We start from the raw sequence: 16,043 nt of genomic DNA, 5'->3' as shown, positions 1-16,043 counted from the left end.
CGGAGGCCTGTGACAACAGGCCACGAACGGTCACTCAATCGAGAATTCCGGCCAGGCTCACTCCGGTGGGTGGATCCGCACCTCCCGCGTCTCCGCGGCCGGTTCCGCCCACTCCGCCAGCCGCCCGGCCGCGCTCTCCAACGCCCCCAGATCGCGTTTCGGCAGCTTCTCGAACGGCGACAGCTCGACGAGCGCCGTCTTCCGCTCCTTCCGCAGCTCCCAGAACCCGCGCACCTGGCCGCCGACCAGCAGGGTGCCCTTGACCAGGCCGTTCTGGGTGATCACGCGCTTGCGGTAGGCGTCGGAGATCACCCGCGTCCGGTCCGCGAACGACAGGATCATCTGGTCGAACGGCCCGAGCAGCCGCGGCGGCGCCGGCACGTCCTCGTCCGGCACCGTCAGCTCCGGCAGGTCGAGCAGTTCGCGGCCGTCCGGGTCGCGGTACCGCCGCAGGTCCATCGACGCGGCCACCTCGCCCAGCCGGGTGATGCCCGCCCACGCCTGCACGTCCGCCACCGACGCCGGCCCGAACGCGCGCAGGTACCGCGCGATGAGCGAGGCGGGCGAAGGCGCCGGGAGCGGCTCGCCGACCCACTCGTCGAGGCACGCGTACGTCGTCTGCCCGGCCTTGCCCCAGATCGCCCGCGGCGGGGTCTGCACCAGCGGCAGGCGGGCCCGCGCCAGGTGCGTCAGGGACGCCGCGGGGACGTCCCACTTCTCCGCCAGCGCCGCACCCAGCGCCGTGCTCGGCAACGGCGAGCGCGAAAGCAGCTCACGCGCCGCGGCGGCGATCGCGGCGTGGTCCAGCCCGGCCAGTGCCTGCGCGTGCTGGGTGTTCGTCTTCAGGTCACGCTCGTAGAGCGCCTGGACGACGGGCCGCCACGCCAGCGCGTCCGCCGCCGTCACCAGGTGGACCGTGCCGCGCATCAGCGCGATCCGCACGACCTGCCTGCTCTCCAGCAGTTCCGCGAGGTCGGCAGGCCGAAACGCGTGCAGCCGCGACCACAGCGCGAAGTACGGCGGGAACGGCGCCTGCGCCTGCAGCCCGGCCAGGTGCGCCACGGCCTCCAGCGGGGTCGTCTTCGCGCGGCGCAGCAGCAGCTGGCGCTCCAGCGTCGCGCGGTTCAGGGCCCGCCTGCTCAAGGTCTCCACGCCGTCACCCTAACGATCACCCCGGACAGTTCCGGTCCTCGATTCGACCCGCGAACGGCCGTCATCCATACTTCCGGCCATGGCCGAGCTCGCCGCGCCCGCCGTCGGGGACTGGGACTTCCCGCGCGGCACCGCGAGCATCGAGCTGATGACCCGGTTCGCCGCCGACCGCGGGCTGCCCGCCGGGAAGCTCCTGGCCGCGACGACGCTCTCGCCGGAGCTGCTCGCCGACCCCTCGGTGCAGGTCGACGCGCGGCAGGAGCTGGCCGTCGTCCGCGCGCTGGCCGAGCTGGACGGCTCGGACGCGACGGCGCTGGAGCTCGGGCGCCGCTACCGCGTCAGCACCTTCGGCATCTTCGGGTTCGCGTGCATCAGCAGCCCGACGCTGCGTGACGCGATGCTGTTCGCGCTGCGCTACTTCGACCTCAGCTTCGCCTTCTGCATCCCGCACGTCGAGCTGGCGGCCGGCAAGCTGACGCTGGAGCTCGACGACAGCCGCGTGCCCGCCGACGTCGCCCGGTTCCTCGTGCTGCGCGACCTGGCCGCGATCTTTTCGGTCATGCACGACCTGCTGCCGGAAATCACCCTGGAAGACCTGAGCTTCCGGCACGGGCCGTCCACGGTGGAGCCGTACCGGGCCGCGTTCGGGGTGGTGCCGCGGTTCGGCGCGGACGCCTGCCGCGCGACGCTCGACCCGGCGCTGCTGGCCCTGCCGCTGCCGCAGGCCAACGAGCAGACCGTCGCCCTGTGCGCCGCGCAGTGCGAAGAGCTCGTCGGGCGCAAACGCCGGCGTTCGGGCATCTCGCAGCAGGTCCGCGAGCGCCTGGTGCGGCTCGGCGGCGTCGACGCCGGGATGGACGAGATCGCCGGCCAGCTGGCGCTCAGCACGCGCACGCTGCGGCGGCGGCTGACCGAAGCCGGCACCAGCTACCGCGCGCTCGTCGACGAGGTCCGCCAGACACTGGCCGAAGAACTGCTCGACACCGGTGTCCTGTCCGTCGAGGACGTCGCCTACCGGCTCGGGTACGCCGAGGCGTCGAGCTTCATCTACGCGTTCAAACGCTGGACCGGGATGACCCCGGCGGCGTTCGCCCGCCGGTTCCGGGCCGCCCGGCAAGCACCGCCGGGTAGGTGAGCTTCAGCAGGTTGAGGATCGAGTCGGTGAGGAAGGTGCGCAGCGCCGCGCGGTCGAGCGTGCCGCGGATCAGCCATTCGCGCGACGCGGCCCGCAGCATCCCGCCGAACGACCGGATCATCGCCCGCAGCTCGTCCCGCCCTTCGGTCACGTCGCTCATCAGCGCGGCTTCCAGGACGCGGTCGGCGGCGACCTCGTCGGCCTCCAGCATGATCCGCTCGATCTCCGGGTCGCGGCCCGCCGATTCCGGGCCGATGACGGTCAGCCAGGCGTCGCGGTTGCGGTCCACGACGTCGATCCAGCGTTCGACGCCGATCGCCAGCCGCTCCTCCATCGTGGTGTCCGGCAGGGCTTCGGTGACCGGCGCGGGCACGATCATCAGCTGCCGCACCACTTCCAGGTAGAGCTCGCGCTTGCCGCCGAAGTAGTGGTTGATCAGCGGGCGCGCCACCCCGGCGGCCTCGGCGATGTCCGAAGTGGACACCGACGCGTAGCTGCCGGCGCCGAACAGGTGCCGCGCGGCGGCGAGGATCTCCGCCCGCCGTTCGGCCGGTTCGAGGCGGCGCCGCCGCGGCCGGGTCCCACTGGTCATCCGCCCAGCCTCGCCGGGGATCGGCACGCTGTCAACAAGTAGTTGACCCTTCGTCAAAAGGTCTGTTTCGCGTGGGACACCGTCGTTACGCAACCGGAACAACCCGCCGGTAACTCCGCGGCGTCCGGATGCGACGAGACGGCAGGGACCCGCGACCGGGGGCAGGAGCAGATGACCGAAGAAGACGCGCCGATCCGGCCGGCCGGACGCTGGGTGAGCGTCCGCCTGCAGCATCGCCACGTCAGCTTCGACGAGAGCTTCGAGCCGGACGAACCCCTCCCGGACGGCGACTGCGCGGACGAGGGATCCCTGTCGTACTCCGGAATCGTGATCACGGGGTACGACGAGGGTGCGAAGGTTTCCGAGCGCTGGATCCCGCTGGGGGTGGACCCGTCCGAAGCGGACGACGAGCGGTTGATCGAGCAGCTGCGCGACGCATTGCTTTGGCAAGCGGGGCGCCCGCCCCAGACCGCCGGCGACTGACCGCTCGTGAGGGTGAACCCGGTTTCACCCTCAGGAGGTGGTGCGCAGGCCCTCGAAGGCCACCTTGCACACCGCGTCCGCCACTTCGGTCGCCGCCGAGCCGCGGCGCGGTTTGTACCACTCGATCAGCGAGTTCACCATCCCGAAGATCAGCCGCGCGGTCACCGACGGGTCGACGTCGGGCCGGATGTCGCCCTCCGCCTCCGCCTGCTTCACCAAGTCCGTCACCAGGCGGTCGAACTCGCGGCGCCGCGCCAGCGCCGCCCGTTCCACCTTCGTGTTGCCGCGCACGCGCAGCAGCAGCGTCACGAACGGCAGCCGGTCGGCCAGGACCAGCACGCTGCCGCGCACCAGGTGCTCCAGCCGGTCGATCGCGCGCCCGTCCAGCTGGTCGGTCGACGCGGCCACCTCGAACAGCCCGTCCAGCGCCCGGTCCACCGACAGCCGCAGCAGTTCCTCCTTGCTCGGCACGTGGTGGTAGATCGCGGACTTCGTGATGCCGAGCTTGCGGGAGAGGTCCTCCATGCTCGTGCCGTCGTAGCCGCGCTCGTTGAACAGCTTCACCGCCACCTGCAGCAACGACTCCAGGTCGTAGCCGGGGCGGCCGCGGCGCGGGGCCGTCACGGCCGCTCCCGCTGGTCGATGATCCGGCGCATCTTGCCCATGGACCGCTCCAGGGTGTCCGGGTCGACGACCTCCACCGACACCGTCACGCCGACGCCGTCCTTGACCCCGCTGACCAGCGAAGAAGCCGCCTCCTCCCGGACGCCGGAAGAGGCGTCGTGCCGCGCCTCCACCCGCACGGTCAGGTGGTCGAGCCGCCCGCGCGTGGACCGGACGAGCTGGAAGTGCGGGCTCAGCCCGTCGGTCCGCAGCACGATCTCCTCGATCTGCGTCGGGAAGACGTTGACCCCGCGCAGGATGATCAGGTCGTCGGTGCGGCCGGTGACCTTGGCCATCCGCCGGAACGCCGGCCGCGCGGTGCCCGGTGACAGCGCCGTGAGGTCGCGGGTGCGGTAGCGGATGATCGGCAGCGCCTGCTTGGTCAGCGACGTGAACAGCAGCTCGCCGGTTTCCCCGCTGCCCAGCACTTCTTCGGAGTACGGGTCGATGACCTCGGGGTAGAAGTGGTCCTCCCAGATGTGCAGGCCGTCCTTCGTCTCGACGCACTCCTGCGCGACGCCCGGCCCCATCACCTCCGAAAGCCCGTAGATGTCGACGGCGTCGAGCGCGAACCGCTCCTCGATCTCCGCGCGCATCTGCTCGGTCCACGGCTCGGCGCCGAAGATGCCCACCTTCAGGGACGACGCACGAGGGTCGACGCCCTGGCGCTCGAACTCGTCGAGCAGGGTCAGCATGTACGACGGCGTGACCATGATGATCTCGGGCTTGAAGTCGGTGATCAGCTGCACCTGCCGCGCGGTCATGCCGCCGGACGCCGGGATCACCGTGCAGCCCAGCTTCTCGGCGCCGTAGTGCGCGCCGAGCCCGCCGGTGAACAGGCCGTACCCGTAGGCGACGTGTACCTTGTGCCCCGGCCGGCCGCCCGCCGCGTGGATCGACCGGGCCATCACCGTCGCCCACGTGTCGATGTCCTGCTCGGTGTACCCGACGACGGTCGCCTTGCCGGTCGTGCCGCTCGAGGCGTGGATGCGCCGCACCTGGTCCTGCGGCACGGCGAACATCCCGAACGGGTAGTTCTCCCGCAGGTCCTGCTTGGTCGTGAACGGGAACTTGGCCAGGTCGGCCAGTTCCTTGCAGTCGTCCGGGTGGACGCCGGCCTCGTCGAACTTCCGCGTGTAGGCGGGCACGTTCGCGTACGCGTGCCGGAGCGTCCACTGCAGACGTTCCAGCTGGAGGGCGGCCAGCTCGTCCGCGCCGATGTCCGTCTCGATCATGGTCGGTCCCGTTTCGCGGAGATGGCGCGGCTGCGGCCGCGGAATTCGGCGACGACCTCGGGCCCTTCGGGGGTCTCCCGGTGCACGGTGACGTCGTAGATGCCGTTGCGGCCGTAGCGGGTGCGCTCGGTGGCCGTGGCGACCAGGTGGTCGCCGAGCCGGCCGGCCGCGACGAAGGAGATTTCGGCGCCCGCGGCGACCGTCACCGGGCCGTGGGTGTTGCACGCGCAGGCGAACGCGGTGTCGGCGAGCAGGAAGACGTACCCGCCGTGGGCGATGTCGTGCCCGTTGACCATCGCGCGCGTGATCGTCATGGTCGCCACGGCCCGGCCGTCGCTCGCTTCGGCGAGCTCGATGCCCAGCGCGCGCGACGCCTTGTCGGCGGCGAACATGGTGTGCGCGGCGTTGGTCATGCACCCTCCGTCCTCACTGACCGAATGGACGGTCACCCCGCGGTGTCGCTCAGTAAAGGCAGTGGCCGGGGCCGTGTCAAGCGTCGCCCCTTCCGATCTCCCCGGCCTGCGGTTACCATGGCGATTACTGAACGTCCGGTAGGTAATTCGGCGGGAGAGGTCGGACCTGATGGCATTGCTGCGCACCTACGTCTCCGGGGAGTGGCACACGGCGGCGGACGAAGGCGTCCCGCTGCACGACGCGGCCACGGGCGAGGAGGTCGCCCGGATCTCGTCGAAGGGTGTCGACTTCGCGGGGGCGCTGGAGCACGGCCGCCGCGTCGGCGGTCCGGCGCTGCGCGAGCTGACGTTCCACCAGCGCGCCGCCCTGCTGAAGGCCCTGGCTTCGCACCTGCGCGAGCACCGCGAAGAGCTGTACGCGCTCTCGGCGCGCACCGGCGCCACGCTCGGTGACTCGAAGTTCGACATCGACGGCGGCATCGGCGTCCTGTTCAGCTACGCCTCGAAGGGCAAGCGGGAGCTGCCGAACGACACTGTCTACGTCGAAGGCAACGTCGAGCCGCTGTCGCGCGGGGGCACGTTCGTCGCCCAGCACATCGCGACCCCGCTGCGGGGGGTCGCGGTGCAGATCAACGCGTTCAACTTCCCGGTGTGGGGACCGCTCGAGAAGTTCGCGCCCGCGTTCCTCGCCGGTGTCCCGAGCCTGGTCAAGCCGGCCAGCTCGACGGCGTACCTGACCGCGCGGCTGGTCGAGCTGATCATCGAGTCCGGGATCCTGCCCGAGGGCTCGCTGCAGTTCGTCGCCGGCAGCGTCGGCGATCTGCTGGACCACGTCACCGCGCAGGACCTGGTGTCCTTCACCGGTTCGGCGTCGACGGCGCAGAAGCTGCGGGCGCACCCGGCGATCGTGCGCAACGCCGTCCGGTTCAACGCCGAGGCCGACTCGCTGAACTGCTCGATCCTCGGTCCGGACGCGGTGCGCGGCACCACCGAGTTCGACCTGTTCGTCAAGCAGCTGACCACGGAGATGACGGTCAAGGCGGGCCAGAAGTGCACCGCGATCCGGCGCGCGTTCGTCCCCGCCGAGCTGCTCGACGACGTCGCCGCGGCGGCGTCCGAGCGGCTCGCGAAGGTGACCGTCGGCAACCCGGCGTCCGAAGGCGTCCGGATGGGCGCGCTGGCCAGCCTGGAGCAGCGCGAGGAGGTCCGGCGGTCGCTGAAGGCGCTGCTGGACGCCGGCAGCGTCGTCTTCGGCGACCCGGAGCAGGTCGACGTCGTCGACGCGGACGCCGAGCGTGGCGCCTTCATCTCCCCGGTGCTGCTCAAGGCCGACCCCGAGCGCACCGAGCCGCACGAGGTCGAGGCGTTCGGCCCGGTCTCGACGCTCATGCCGTACACGTCCACCGAGCAGGTCGTCGACTTCGCCGCGCGCGGTGGCGGCAGTCTCGCCGGGTCCGTGGTCAGCGCGGACAAGGAGTTCGTGCGCGAGGTCGTCCTCGGCGCGGCGCCGTTCCACGGCCGCCTGCTGGTGCTCGACGCCGACGACGCGAAGGAGTCCACGGGCCACGGCTCGCCGATGCCGCAGCTGGTCCACGGCGGCCCCGGCCGGGCGGGCGGCGGCGAGGAGATGGGCGGCATCCGCGGCGTGCTGCACCACATGCAGCGCACCGCCGTGCAGGGCTCGCCCGCCGTGCTGTCTTCGGTGACCGGCCGCTGGGTCACCGGCGCCCCACGGACCGAAGGTGACGTCCACCCGTTCCGCAAGTCCCTGGCCGAGCTGAAGATCGGCGACTCGGTCGTCGCCGGCCCGCGCACGGTCACCCAGGAAGACGTCGACCACTTCGCCGAGTTCACCGGCGACACCTTCTACGCCCACACCGACCCGGAGGCGGCAGCCGCGAACCCGCTGTTCGGCGGGATCGTCGCGCACGGCTACCTGGTCGTCTCGTTCGCGGCCGGGCTGTTCGTCTCGCCCGAGCCGGGCCCGGTGCTGGCCAACTACGGCCTGGAGAACCTGCGCTTCCTGACCCCGGTCAAGGTCGGCGACTCGCTGACGGTGACGTTGACCGCCAAGCAGATCACCCCGCGGATCGACCAGGAGTACGGCGAGGTCCGCTGGGACGCCGACGTCACCAACGCCGAGGGCGAGTCCGTCGCGAAGTACGACGTCCTGACGCTCGTGTCGAAGGAGCAGCCGTGACCGCCACCGTTTCGCTCGAAGAGCACTTCGAGCACACCATCGAGCGCGACCAGCGCATCGAACCGCGCGACTGGGTGCCCGAGGGCTACCGCAAGACGATGATCCGGCAGATCGCGCAGCACGCGCACTCGGAGATCATCGGCATGCAGCCCGAGGGCAACTGGATCACGCGGGCGCCGTCGCTGCGGCGCAAGGCGATCCTGCTGGCCAAGGTCCAGGACGAGGCCGGCCACGGGCTCTACCTGTACTCCGCGGCGGCGACGCTGGGCGCGGACCGCGCGGACCTGACCGACAAGCTCATCACCGGCAAGCAGAAGTACTCGTCGATCTTCAACTACCCGACACTGACCTTCGCCGACGTCGGCGTGATCGGCTGGCTGGTCGACGGCGCGGCGATCTGCAACCAGGTACCGCTGTGCCGGTCGTCGTACGGGCCGTACGCGCGGGCGATGATCCGGATCTGCAAGGAGGAGTCCTTCCACCAGCGGCAGGGCTACGAGCTGCTGATGACCATGATGCGCGGGACACAACAGCAGCGGGAGATGGTCCAGGAGGCCGTGAACCGCTGGTGGTGGCCGTCGCTGATGATGTTCGGCCCGCCGGACGCCGATTCGCCGAACACCGCGCAGTCGATGGCGTGGAAGATCAAGCGCCACACCAACGACGAGCTGCGGCAGCGGTTCGTCGACATGTCGGTGCCGCAGGCCGAAGCGCTGGGCGTCACGTTCCCGGACCCCGACCTGAAGTGGAACTCCGAGCGCGGGCACTACGACTTCGGTGCCGTCGACTGGGACGAGTTCAAGAACGTGTTGAAGGGCAACGGCCCGTGCAACGCGTCACGGATCGAGCACCGGCGCCGCGCCCACGACGAAGGCGCGTGGGTGCGTGAGGCCGCGGTGGCGCACGCGAAGAAGAACGAGGAGCGCAAGTGAGCGACCTGACTGCCGAAGGCGGCCACGGCGCCGTCCCGCTGGAAGGCGTCCCGGCCGAACCCGGCCCGGTCAAGCACGACTGGCCGCTGTACGAGGTGTTCGTGCGCGGCAAGCGCGGGCTGAACCACGTCCACGTCGGGTCGCTGCACGCGGCCGACGACCAGATGGCGCTGCACCACGCGCGTGACCTCTACACCCGCCGCAACGAGGGCGTGTCGATCTGGGTCGTTCGCGCTTCGGACATCACGGCGTCGTCGCCGGACGAGAAGGACCCGTTCTTCGCGCCCAGCGGCGACAAGGTCTACCGGCACCCGACGTTCTACGACATCCCCGAGGAGGTGCCGCACATATGAGTTTCGACAACGTCTACGAGTCGCTGACCGAGGAGAACGACGCCCGCTGGGCGTTCGGCACCGGCTTCGAGGACCCGCTGTCCGGAGTGGACACGTCGGTGCCGTCCGGTGTGGACGGTGCGCGGCTGGCCGCCTACTGCCTGATGCTGGGCGACGACGCGCTGATCTTCTCCCACCGGCTGCAGGAGTGGTGCACGAACGCGCCCGAGCTGGAGGACGAGGTCGCCATCGCGAACATCGCCCTCGACCTGCTCGGCCAGGCACGGCTGCTGCTCGCGCGAGCCGGCAAGGCCGACGGTTCGGGGCGCACCGAGGACTCGTTCGCTTTCCTGCGGGCGGAGAACGAGTTCCGCAACGTCCGGCTCGCGGAGCTGGGCGGCGGCCACTTCGGGCACCTGATCGCGCGGCTGTTCGTGTTCTCGACGTGGCGGCTGGCGCTGCTGCAGCGGCTGGTGTCCTCAGTGGACCCGGTGCTGGCGGCCATCGCGGACAAGGGCGTCAAGGAGGTGACCTACCACCGCGACTACGCGGCGCAGTGGCTGGTCCGCCTCGGCGACGGGACGCCGCTGTCGCACGAGCGGATGCAGGAGGGCCTCGACGCGGTCTGGCCGTACGTCGGGGAGCTGTTCCGCATGCATCCGCTTGAGCTGGTGGACGCGGCTTCGCTGCGGCCGGAGTTCGATCTCGTCCTGGACCAGGCGCTGTCCGCGGCTGGTTTGGTGCGGCCGGCTTCCGGTGAGCTGGCCGGCGTCTCGGGCCGGACGGGCCGCGACGGCGTCCACACCGAGTCTTTCGGGTACCTCCTGGCGGAGCTGCAGAGCGTGGCCCGGGCGATGCCGGACGCGAAATGGTGACGGCGGAAGCGGTCGCGGCCACGGTCACCGACCCCGAGCTGCCGATGCTGACCCTGGCCGACCTGGGCGTGCTGCGGTCGGTGTCCGAAGAGGACGGTCGCGTGGTCGTGGCGATCACCCCGACGTACACGGGCTGCCCGGCGATGGACACCATGCGCGACGACCTGGAGCACGCGCTGGTGTCGGCGGGCTACGCGGAGGTCGAGATCCGGACGCAGCTGACGCCGGCGTGGACGTCGGACTGGATTTCCTCGTCGGGCCGGGAGAAGCTGGCCGCGGCCGGGATCGCGCCCCCGGGTGCGGCGCCGCGGCGGTCGGGTCCGATCCCGCTGACGCTGTCGGCGCCGGTCTCGCGGATTTCCTGCCCGCTGTGCGGATCTTCGGACACCGAGGAGCAGTCCCGCTTCGGCGCGACGGCGTGCAAGGCGCTGCGGCGCTGCCGTTCGTGTTCCGAGCCGTTCGAACACGTCAAGGAGATCTGAGGTGGCGTTCCATCCCCTGAAGGTCGCGGGCGTCACGCGGTTGTGCGACGACGCGGTCGCGGTGACGTTCGACGTGCCGTCGTCGTTGGCGTCGGAATTCGCGTTCAAGCCGGGCCAGTCGCTGACGTTGCGACGGTCGATCGAGGGCCGCGACGAGCGCCGGTCGTACTCGATCTGCGCCCCGGCGGGAGCGGCGCCGCGGGTGGGCGTCCGCCTGGTCCCGGACGGCTTGTTCTCGTCGTGGCTGGTCAACGAGGTTCGCCCGGGCGACACGATCGAGGTGGCCACCCCGACGGGATCGTTCACGCCGGACCTATCCGCGGGTGGTCACCACGTGCTGATCGCGGCGGGCTCGGGCATCACGCCGGTGCTGTCGATCGTGTCCTCGCTGCTGGACACACCGGACGCGACGGTGACGGTGCTGTACGGCAACCGCCGCACGGACACGGTGATGTTCGCGGACGAGCTGGCGGACCTGAAGGACCGGGCGCCCTCGCGCTTGGAGCTGATCCACGTGCTGTCGCGCGAGCCCCGCGAGGCGGAGCTGTTCACGGGCCGCCTGGACGTGCCCAAGCTGCGTGCGCTGTTTTCGTCGTTGGTCCCGGTGTCCTCAGTGGACCATTGGTGGCTGTGCGGCCCGTTCGAGATGGTGTCCGGTGCCCAGGAGCTGCTGGCATCGCTGGACGTGCCCCGCGCGCGGATCCACCAGGAGCTGTTCTACGTGGACACGCCACCGGCCCCGGTGGAGCACCTCGACCCCGCGGTGGCGGGGGAGTCGTCCGAGGTGAAGGTGGTCCTGGACGGCCGTTCGTCGACGATGACCCTGCCGCGGACGTCGTCGGTGCTGGACGGAGCCCAGAAGTTCCGCCCGGACCTGCCGTTCGCGTGCAAGGGCGGAGTGTGCGGAACCTGCCGGGCGCGGGTGACGGAGGGAAAGGTGGACCTGCGGCGTAACTTCGCACTGGAGGAGTCGGAGGTCGAGGCGGGGTTCGTGCTGACGTGCCAGTCGTACCCGGTCTCGGAGGAAGTCACCGTCGACTTCGACGCCTGATCAGCGGATACGCCCTCGCCGACGGCGGCGGGGGCGTGACTCCGGCTCCTCCTCCGTGACCTGCGGGGCTGTCGGGTCCGTCAACCCCAGCATCTCCGCCGCCAGCTGCTGCGAACTCGCGAACATCCCGCTCGGCGCCTCACTCGCCCGCCGAAGCGCTGCCGGGCGCAGGCGGTTGTACCCGCGGACCGTCACCGGACGGCGCATTCTCAGCTCGTACGCCTTCTCCTCCGAAAGCTCCGAAGCCAGCTCCCGGTCCACCAGGATCGTCCCCGGGCGGGCCACCGACGTCAGGCGGGCCGCCAGGTTGACCACCGAGCCGTACACGTCGCCGAAGCGGGACAGGATCCGGCCCGACGCCATTCCCGCCCGGACCGCCGGCAGGGTTTCGTCCGCCGACGTGCGCTCCGTCAGCGTCAGCGCGATCTCCGCCGCGTCGACCGCCGAATCGGCGACGAACAGGACCTCGTCGCCGATCATCTTCACCACGCGGCCGTGGTGCTCGGCGATCACCTCCGTCGCCAGGGTCTCGAACGCGTCCAGGACCCGGCTCAGCTCCTCCTCGTCGATCTGGCGCGTCAGGCGCGTGTAGCCCACCATGTCGACGAACCCGACCACCTCGGTGCGCGCCTCCACGTTGTCGCCCGCGGCCGCGAACGCCCGGCCCGCGTACGCCGCCAGGTGACGGCGCCAGACGAAGTTCTGGACCCGCTCGAGCTCCGGCAGCAGCCGGTCGACCAGGCGCGTCACCTGGCGCTCGCTGCGCCCCAGCTCCGGCTGCTCCTCGATCAGCTGCCACAGCATGTCGACCTGCCACTCGGCCAGCCGCGACAGGTGCTGGCCGAGCGCGCGCGTCACCGACACCTCGATGCTCGGGTCGATCAGTCCCGACTGGACCAGCTGGTCCGCCGTCCGCATCGCCTCGACGTCGGCGTCGGTGAAGACGACCTCGTCGTCGCGGACCGTCGCGAACCCCAGCGCGCGCCAGAGCCGGCGTGACCGTTCGTCGGGCACGCCGGCCTTTTCGGCCACTTCCAGCCGGGTGTACTTCCGCCTGCCGCCGAGCAGGACGCGCTCGAGCCGCTGCTGGAGCTCCTCGCTCGGTTCGGTCACCGGCTCAGGTCGTGTGGACGATCAGCACGTCCACACCGGACTTGCGCGCCACCTCCGACGGCACCGAGCCCAGGATCCGGCCGGCGATCGTGTTCAGCCCGCGGTTGCCGACCACCAGCAGGTCGGCCTCGCGCTCGTGCACGACCTTGCGCAGCGAGTCGACCGGGTCGCCCTTGACCGCGACCGTGTCGATCTTCTCCGCGCCCGCCTTCGTGGCGCGGTCCCGCGCCGACTGCAGCGTGTCCTCGGCCGGGGCCGAGCCGACGACCTGGTACGCCTCGTCGCCGAGGACGTCCTGGGCCTTGTCGACGTCGGACTTGCTGGCCGGGTAGTACGCACACGCGATGACGAGCGTGGCGCCCGCATCGCCGGCCACCGCCGCCGCGCGGTCCACCGCCGCGAACGAGGACTCCGAGCCGTCCGTGCCCACCACCACGGTCCGATATGCCGCACCCATGCGCAAAACCTCCACGTTTTCCCGCGTGAGCAGGGACGATAACCGGTCGGTACCGACCGCGCAGGCTCGTCCGCGCCCGTGTCGGGTGGAAGGTTACTCGCCAGTCGCTTTCTGCGCTCCGCTCGCCCGCGGAGCCGGCTTCGGCGCGGGCTTGGGAGCCGGCTTGGGGGCCTGCTTCGGCTTCGGGACGTCGGACGCCTTGATCCGGATCGTCTCCTCGACGTCACCCACCGGCGCCGTCTTCCCGGTGTCGGCCGCCTTGAGGTCTTCGGCCTTCAGATCGGCGGTGACGTCCGCGGGGACCTTGACCTCGTCGCCGAGGACGGTGTGCGCCTCGGCCAGCACCGCCCGCGCCGCGCGGACCTGCTCGGCCAGCCCGCCGCGCACCTTCCGCAGCGCGTCGACGCGCTCGTTGGCCTGGGTGATCCGCCGGTTCGACTCCTCGGTCGCCGTCGTCACGCGGCGCCGCGCCTCGTCGGCGGCCTCCGCGAGCCGGGCGTTCGCCTCGGTGATCGAGTCCTGACGGCGCTTGTTCGCCTCCGCTACGGACTCGCGCTGACGGCGTTCGATGTCCGCCTTCGCGGCCTTTTCCTCTTCGAGGACCTTCGCGCGGATGTCGGCGGCGTCCTGCGTCGCCTCCTGGACGCGGCGGGCGGCCTCGGCCTTGCTCGCGGCCTCCTGCTCGGCCAGCACGCGCATCGCCTCGGTGCGGCGCGAGGCCATCGCGATCTCGAAGTCCTCTTCGACCTTCGTGCGGCGGTCGGAGGACTCGGTGTCGAGCCGCTTGCGCTCGGCCTCGGCCTCGTCGGTGATCTTCTTGGCCTCGGCGCGGGCGTCCTCGAGCACCTTGCGGTGCTCCGCCTCCATCTCCTTGCGGCGCAGGTCGAGCTCGGTGAGCAGCTGCTCGTACCGCGCACGCATGGCGCTCGCGTCCGTCTCGGCCTTGGCCCGGATGTGCCCGGCCTCGGCCTCGGCGCGGGCCCGCGTGTCGGCGGACTCGTCCTGCGCGAGGCGCAGCATCCGCTGCAGCCGTTCGGAGAGGCCTTCGACGCTCGTCGGCGGCTGGGCGAGCCGGTCGACCTGCCCGCGCAGGTCCGCGATCTCGCCGCGCGCGATCTCCAGCTGCCGGGCCAGGTCGCCGGCCTGCGCGATGGCCGCGTCCCGGTCGGCGGTGAGCATCTTGAGGTCGGCGTCCAGCCGTTCGAGGTGCTCGTCGACCTGCGCTCGGCTGTACCCGCGCTTCGCCACGTCGAAGCCGGCTCCCAGCGGCACAAGCTCCCGTTCATCGCCAAGGCTCATGGGCCTACCGTAGTCGCAGCCGGGTCACGGAAGGGTGAGCACCCGTGCGGTGCGCCGAACGAGCCGTGTGGTGCGGCGGGAGGAACTGGCCCGATCGGGCCGGACCCCGGCGGTTTCCGCCACCGGGGCCGGCCCGGCGAACTCAGGCGCCGCGGAAGGCGTTGATCCCCTCGATGTGCTTCGCACGCTTCTCTTCGTCGCGGACGCCGAGGCCTTCCTGCGGAGCGAGCGCGAGCACGCCGACCTTGCCCTGGTGGGCGTTGCGGTGGACGTCGAGGGCGGCCTGCCCGGTCTCTTCGAGCGAGTACGTCTTCGACAGCGTCGGGTGGATCAGGCCCTTCGCGATCAGGCGGTTGGCCTCCCAGGACTCGCGGTAGTTCGCGAAGTGCGAGCCGATGATCCGCTTGAGGTTCATCCACAGGTAGCGGTTGTCGTACTGGTGCATGTACCCCGACGTCGAGGCGCAGGTGACGATCGTGCCGCCCTTGCGCGCGGCGTAGACGGACGCGCCGAACGTCTCCCGGCCCGGGTGCTCGAACACGATGTCCGGGTCGTCGCCGCCAGTCAGCTCGCGGATCTTCGCGCCGAAGCGCTGCCACTCCTTCGGGTCCTGCTCGGTGTCGGACTTCCAGAACTTGTAGTCCTCGGCGCTGCGGTCGATGATCAGCTCGGCGCCGAGCTTGCGGCAGATCGCGGCCTTCTCCGGGCTGGAGACGACGCAGACGGGGATCGCGCCGCCGTTCAGCGCGTACTGCGTCGCGTAGGAGCCGAGGCCACCGGAAGCGCCCCAGATCAGGACGACGTCACCCTGCTTCATGTCCGCGCCGTTGCGCGAGACGAGCTGGCGGTAGGCGGTCGAGTTGACCAGCCCGGGGGAGGCGGCTTCCTCCCAGGTCAGGTGGTCCGGCTTCGGCATCAGCTGGTTGGCCTTGACCAGCGCGACCTCGGCGAGCCCGCCGAAGTTCGTCTCGAAGCCCCAGATCCGCTGCTCGGTGTCGAGCATCGTGTCGTTGTGCCCGTCCGGGCCTTCGAGCTCGACGTTCAGGCAGTGCGCGACGACCTCGTCGCCCGGCTTCCAGTTGTGCACGCCGACGCCGGTCCGCAGCACGACGCCGGACAGGTCCGAGCCGACCACGTGGTAGGGCAGGTCGTGCCGCTTGGCCAGCGGCGAGAGCTTCCCGTACTTCTTCAGGAACTTGAACGTGGGGATCGGTTCGAAGATCGACGTCCACACGGTGTTGTAGTTGATGGCGCTGGCCATCACGGCGACCAGCGCCTCGCCCGGGCCCAGCTCGGGGACGGGGACGTCGTCGACGTGCAGCGACTTGCGCGGGTCCTTGTCCCGGCTTTCGAGGCCCTCGAACATGTCGACCTCGTCGGCGTGCACGGTCACCCCGCGGTAGCTCTCGGGCACGGGCAAGGACCCGACCGCGGCGGACTCGCCGTTCAGGATGGCCTGCTGGATCTCGCCGAGCTGCGTCATCGGTTCCTCCGCGGGAGACGTGGGGTGCGTTGGCGGCAGAAATTACTCGCGGGTAACACGGGCCCACAACTGTACGAGACGGACAGCACGATTACACGTCGAACTGTGACCGACCAGTCTTGACCGGCCGGCCAGTCAAGCGGATC

At 70.9% G+C, this 16,043-nt stretch carries 17 protein-coding genes; 8 read left to right on the top strand and 9 right to left on the bottom strand.

Features of this window, described 5'->3' with window-relative positions:
• Positions 1-57: 57 nt before the first annotated feature.
• Positions 58-1,152 (bottom strand): winged helix DNA-binding domain-containing protein, encoded by a 1,095-nt coding sequence (locus ACWEVP_RS13910; RefSeq protein WP_452062897.1) that lies wholly within the window; start codon positions 1,150-1,152, stop codon positions 58-60.
• Between the two features lie 79 nt (positions 1,153-1,231).
• On the opposite strand from ACWEVP_RS13910, the gene ACWEVP_RS13905 reads away from it, so the two are divergent.
• On the top strand, positions 1,232-2,287 hold the full coding sequence (locus ACWEVP_RS13905) for an AraC family transcriptional regulator (RefSeq protein WP_452062896.1): 1,056 nt from the start codon (positions 1,232-1,234) through the stop codon (positions 2,285-2,287).
• Here the strand turns inward: ACWEVP_RS13905 and ACWEVP_RS13900 are convergent.
• Entirely contained in the window at positions 2,208-2,879 is a 672-nt protein-coding gene (locus ACWEVP_RS13900) for a TetR/AcrR family transcriptional regulator (protein WP_452062895.1), read from the bottom strand. The two genes, ACWEVP_RS13905 and ACWEVP_RS13900, sit on opposite strands and share 80 nt — an antisense overlap.
• 171 nt (positions 2,880-3,050) lie before the next feature.
• Here ACWEVP_RS13900 and ACWEVP_RS13895 point away from each other — a divergent pair, with 171 nt between their 5' ends.
• Positions 3,051-3,362 carry a hypothetical protein gene (locus ACWEVP_RS13895; protein ID WP_452062894.1) on the top strand — a complete coding sequence of 104 codons (312 nt, stop codon included), beginning with the start codon at positions 3,051-3,053 and terminating at the stop codon, positions 3,360-3,362.
• A gap of 30 nt (positions 3,363-3,392) precedes the next feature.
• On the opposite strand, the gene ACWEVP_RS13890 is transcribed toward ACWEVP_RS13895, so the two are convergent.
• Genes ACWEVP_RS13890 through paaI form a run of 3 tightly spaced genes read right to left on the bottom strand, consistent with a single transcriptional unit; the run spans position 3,393 to position 5,673 of the window.
• Positions 3,393-3,986: a TetR/AcrR family transcriptional regulator gene (locus ACWEVP_RS13890; protein ID WP_086675234.1), complete on the bottom strand. Its 594-nt coding sequence runs from the start codon at positions 3,984-3,986 to the stop codon at positions 3,393-3,395.
• Positions 3,983-5,260, bottom strand: a complete 1,278-nt coding sequence (gene paaK, locus ACWEVP_RS13885; RefSeq protein WP_452062893.1) for a phenylacetate--CoA ligase PaaK — start codon at positions 5,258-5,260, stop codon at positions 3,983-3,985. The genes ACWEVP_RS13890 and paaK overlap by 4 nt, the downstream gene beginning before the upstream one ends.
• Positions 5,257-5,673 (bottom strand): hydroxyphenylacetyl-CoA thioesterase PaaI, encoded by a 417-nt coding sequence (gene paaI / locus ACWEVP_RS13880; protein ID WP_452062892.1) that lies wholly within the window; start codon positions 5,671-5,673, stop codon positions 5,257-5,259. The genes paaK and paaI overlap by 4 nt, the downstream gene beginning before the upstream one ends.
• Before the next feature lie 169 nt (positions 5,674-5,842).
• On the opposite strand from paaI, the gene paaZ reads away from it, so the two are divergent.
• From paaZ to paaE, 6 genes are read left to right on the top strand one after another with little or no spacing between them, the layout of a single operon-like run.
• Complete coding sequence (paaZ, locus tag ACWEVP_RS13875) at positions 5,843-7,873, top strand: phenylacetic acid degradation bifunctional protein PaaZ (protein WP_452062891.1); 2,031 nt, start codon at positions 5,843-5,845, stop codon at positions 7,871-7,873.
• The gene (gene paaA / locus ACWEVP_RS13870; protein WP_452062890.1) at positions 7,870-8,805 is read left to right on the top strand and encodes a 1,2-phenylacetyl-CoA epoxidase subunit PaaA; all 936 of its coding nucleotides are present in this window, start codon (positions 7,870-7,872) and stop codon (positions 8,803-8,805) included. The genes paaZ and paaA overlap by 4 nt, the downstream gene beginning before the upstream one ends.
• Before the next feature lie 38 nt (positions 8,806-8,843).
• The gene (gene paaB, locus ACWEVP_RS13865; protein ID WP_452062949.1) at positions 8,844-9,158 is read left to right on the top strand and encodes a 1,2-phenylacetyl-CoA epoxidase subunit PaaB; all 315 of its coding nucleotides are present in this window, start codon (positions 8,844-8,846) and stop codon (positions 9,156-9,158) included.
• Positions 9,155-10,012 carry a 1,2-phenylacetyl-CoA epoxidase subunit PaaC gene (paaC, locus tag ACWEVP_RS13860; protein ID WP_452062889.1) on the top strand — a complete coding sequence of 286 codons (858 nt, stop codon included), beginning with the start codon at positions 9,155-9,157 and terminating at the stop codon, positions 10,010-10,012. The genes paaB and paaC overlap by 4 nt, the downstream gene beginning before the upstream one ends.
• Positions 10,006-10,494: a 1,2-phenylacetyl-CoA epoxidase subunit PaaD gene (paaD, locus tag ACWEVP_RS13855; protein ID WP_452062888.1), complete on the top strand. Its 489-nt coding sequence runs from the start codon at positions 10,006-10,008 to the stop codon at positions 10,492-10,494. The genes paaC and paaD overlap by 7 nt, the downstream gene beginning before the upstream one ends.
• 1 nt (position 10,495) lies before the next feature.
• A complete protein-coding gene (paaE, locus tag ACWEVP_RS13850) occupies positions 10,496-11,545 on the top strand; it encodes a 1,2-phenylacetyl-CoA epoxidase subunit PaaE (protein WP_452062887.1) in 1,050 nt (349 codons plus the stop codon).
• On the opposite strand, the gene ACWEVP_RS13845 is transcribed toward paaE, so the two are convergent.
• The 4 genes from ACWEVP_RS13845 to ccrA all read right to left on the bottom strand — a co-directional run bounded on the left by ACWEVP_RS13845 (position 11,546) and on the right by ccrA (position 15,897).
• Positions 11,546-12,658 (bottom strand): adenylate/guanylate cyclase domain-containing protein, encoded by a 1,113-nt coding sequence (locus tag ACWEVP_RS13845; RefSeq protein ID WP_452062886.1) that lies wholly within the window; start codon positions 12,656-12,658, stop codon positions 11,546-11,548.
• Between the two features lie 4 nt (positions 12,659-12,662).
• On the bottom strand, positions 12,663-13,115 hold the full coding sequence (locus ACWEVP_RS13840; RefSeq protein ID WP_364457711.1) for a universal stress protein: 453 nt from the start codon (positions 13,113-13,115) through the stop codon (positions 12,663-12,665).
• A 93-nt stretch (positions 13,116-13,208) separates the two neighbouring features.
• On the bottom strand, positions 13,209-14,414 hold the full coding sequence (locus ACWEVP_RS13835) for a chromosome segregation protein (protein ID WP_452062885.1): 1,206 nt from the start codon (positions 14,412-14,414) through the stop codon (positions 13,209-13,211).
• A gap of 142 nt (positions 14,415-14,556) precedes the next feature.
• The gene (gene ccrA, locus ACWEVP_RS13830; protein WP_452062884.1) at positions 14,557-15,897 is read right to left on the bottom strand and encodes a crotonyl-CoA carboxylase/reductase; all 1,341 of its coding nucleotides are present in this window, start codon (positions 15,895-15,897) and stop codon (positions 14,557-14,559) included.
• Between the last annotated feature and the right edge of the window lie 146 nt (positions 15,898-16,043).

The organism is Amycolatopsis sp. NPDC003865 (assembly GCF_053605345.1).
This window is presented reverse-complemented; position numbering and strand designations above follow the sequence as displayed.

Coding starts and splice junctions, on each gene's coding strand:
- paaK (WP_452062893.1), bottom strand. CDS start 5,260: ATGATCGAGACGGACATCGGCGCGGACGAGCTGGCCGCCCTCCAGCTG.
- ACWEVP_RS13895 (WP_452062894.1), top strand. CDS start 3,051: ATGACCGAAGAAGACGCGCCGATCCGGCCGGCCGGACGCTGGGTGAGC.
- ACWEVP_RS13905 (WP_452062896.1), top strand. CDS start 1,232: ATGGCCGAGCTCGCCGCGCCCGCCGTCGGGGACTGGGACTTCCCGCGC.
- ACWEVP_RS13900 (WP_452062895.1), bottom strand. CDS start 2,879: ATGACCAGTGGGACCCGGCCGCGGCGGCGCCGCCTCGAACCGGCCGAA.
- paaI (WP_452062892.1), bottom strand. CDS start 5,673: ATGACCAACGCCGCGCACACCATGTTCGCCGCCGACAAGGCGTCGCGC.
- paaZ (WP_452062891.1), top strand. CDS start 5,843: ATGGCATTGCTGCGCACCTACGTCTCCGGGGAGTGGCACACGGCGGCG.
- ACWEVP_RS13835 (WP_452062885.1), bottom strand. CDS start 14,414: ATGAGCCTTGGCGATGAACGGGAGCTTGTGCCGCTGGGAGCCGGCTTC.
- ACWEVP_RS13840 (WP_364457711.1), bottom strand. CDS start 13,115: ATGGGTGCGGCATATCGGACCGTGGTGGTGGGCACGGACGGCTCGGAG.
- ccrA (WP_452062884.1), bottom strand. CDS start 15,897: ATGACGCAGCTCGGCGAGATCCAGCAGGCCATCCTGAACGGCGAGTCC.
- paaC (WP_452062889.1), top strand. CDS start 9,155: ATGAGTTTCGACAACGTCTACGAGTCGCTGACCGAGGAGAACGACGCC.
- paaD (WP_452062888.1), top strand. CDS start 10,006: ATGGTGACGGCGGAAGCGGTCGCGGCCACGGTCACCGACCCCGAGCTG.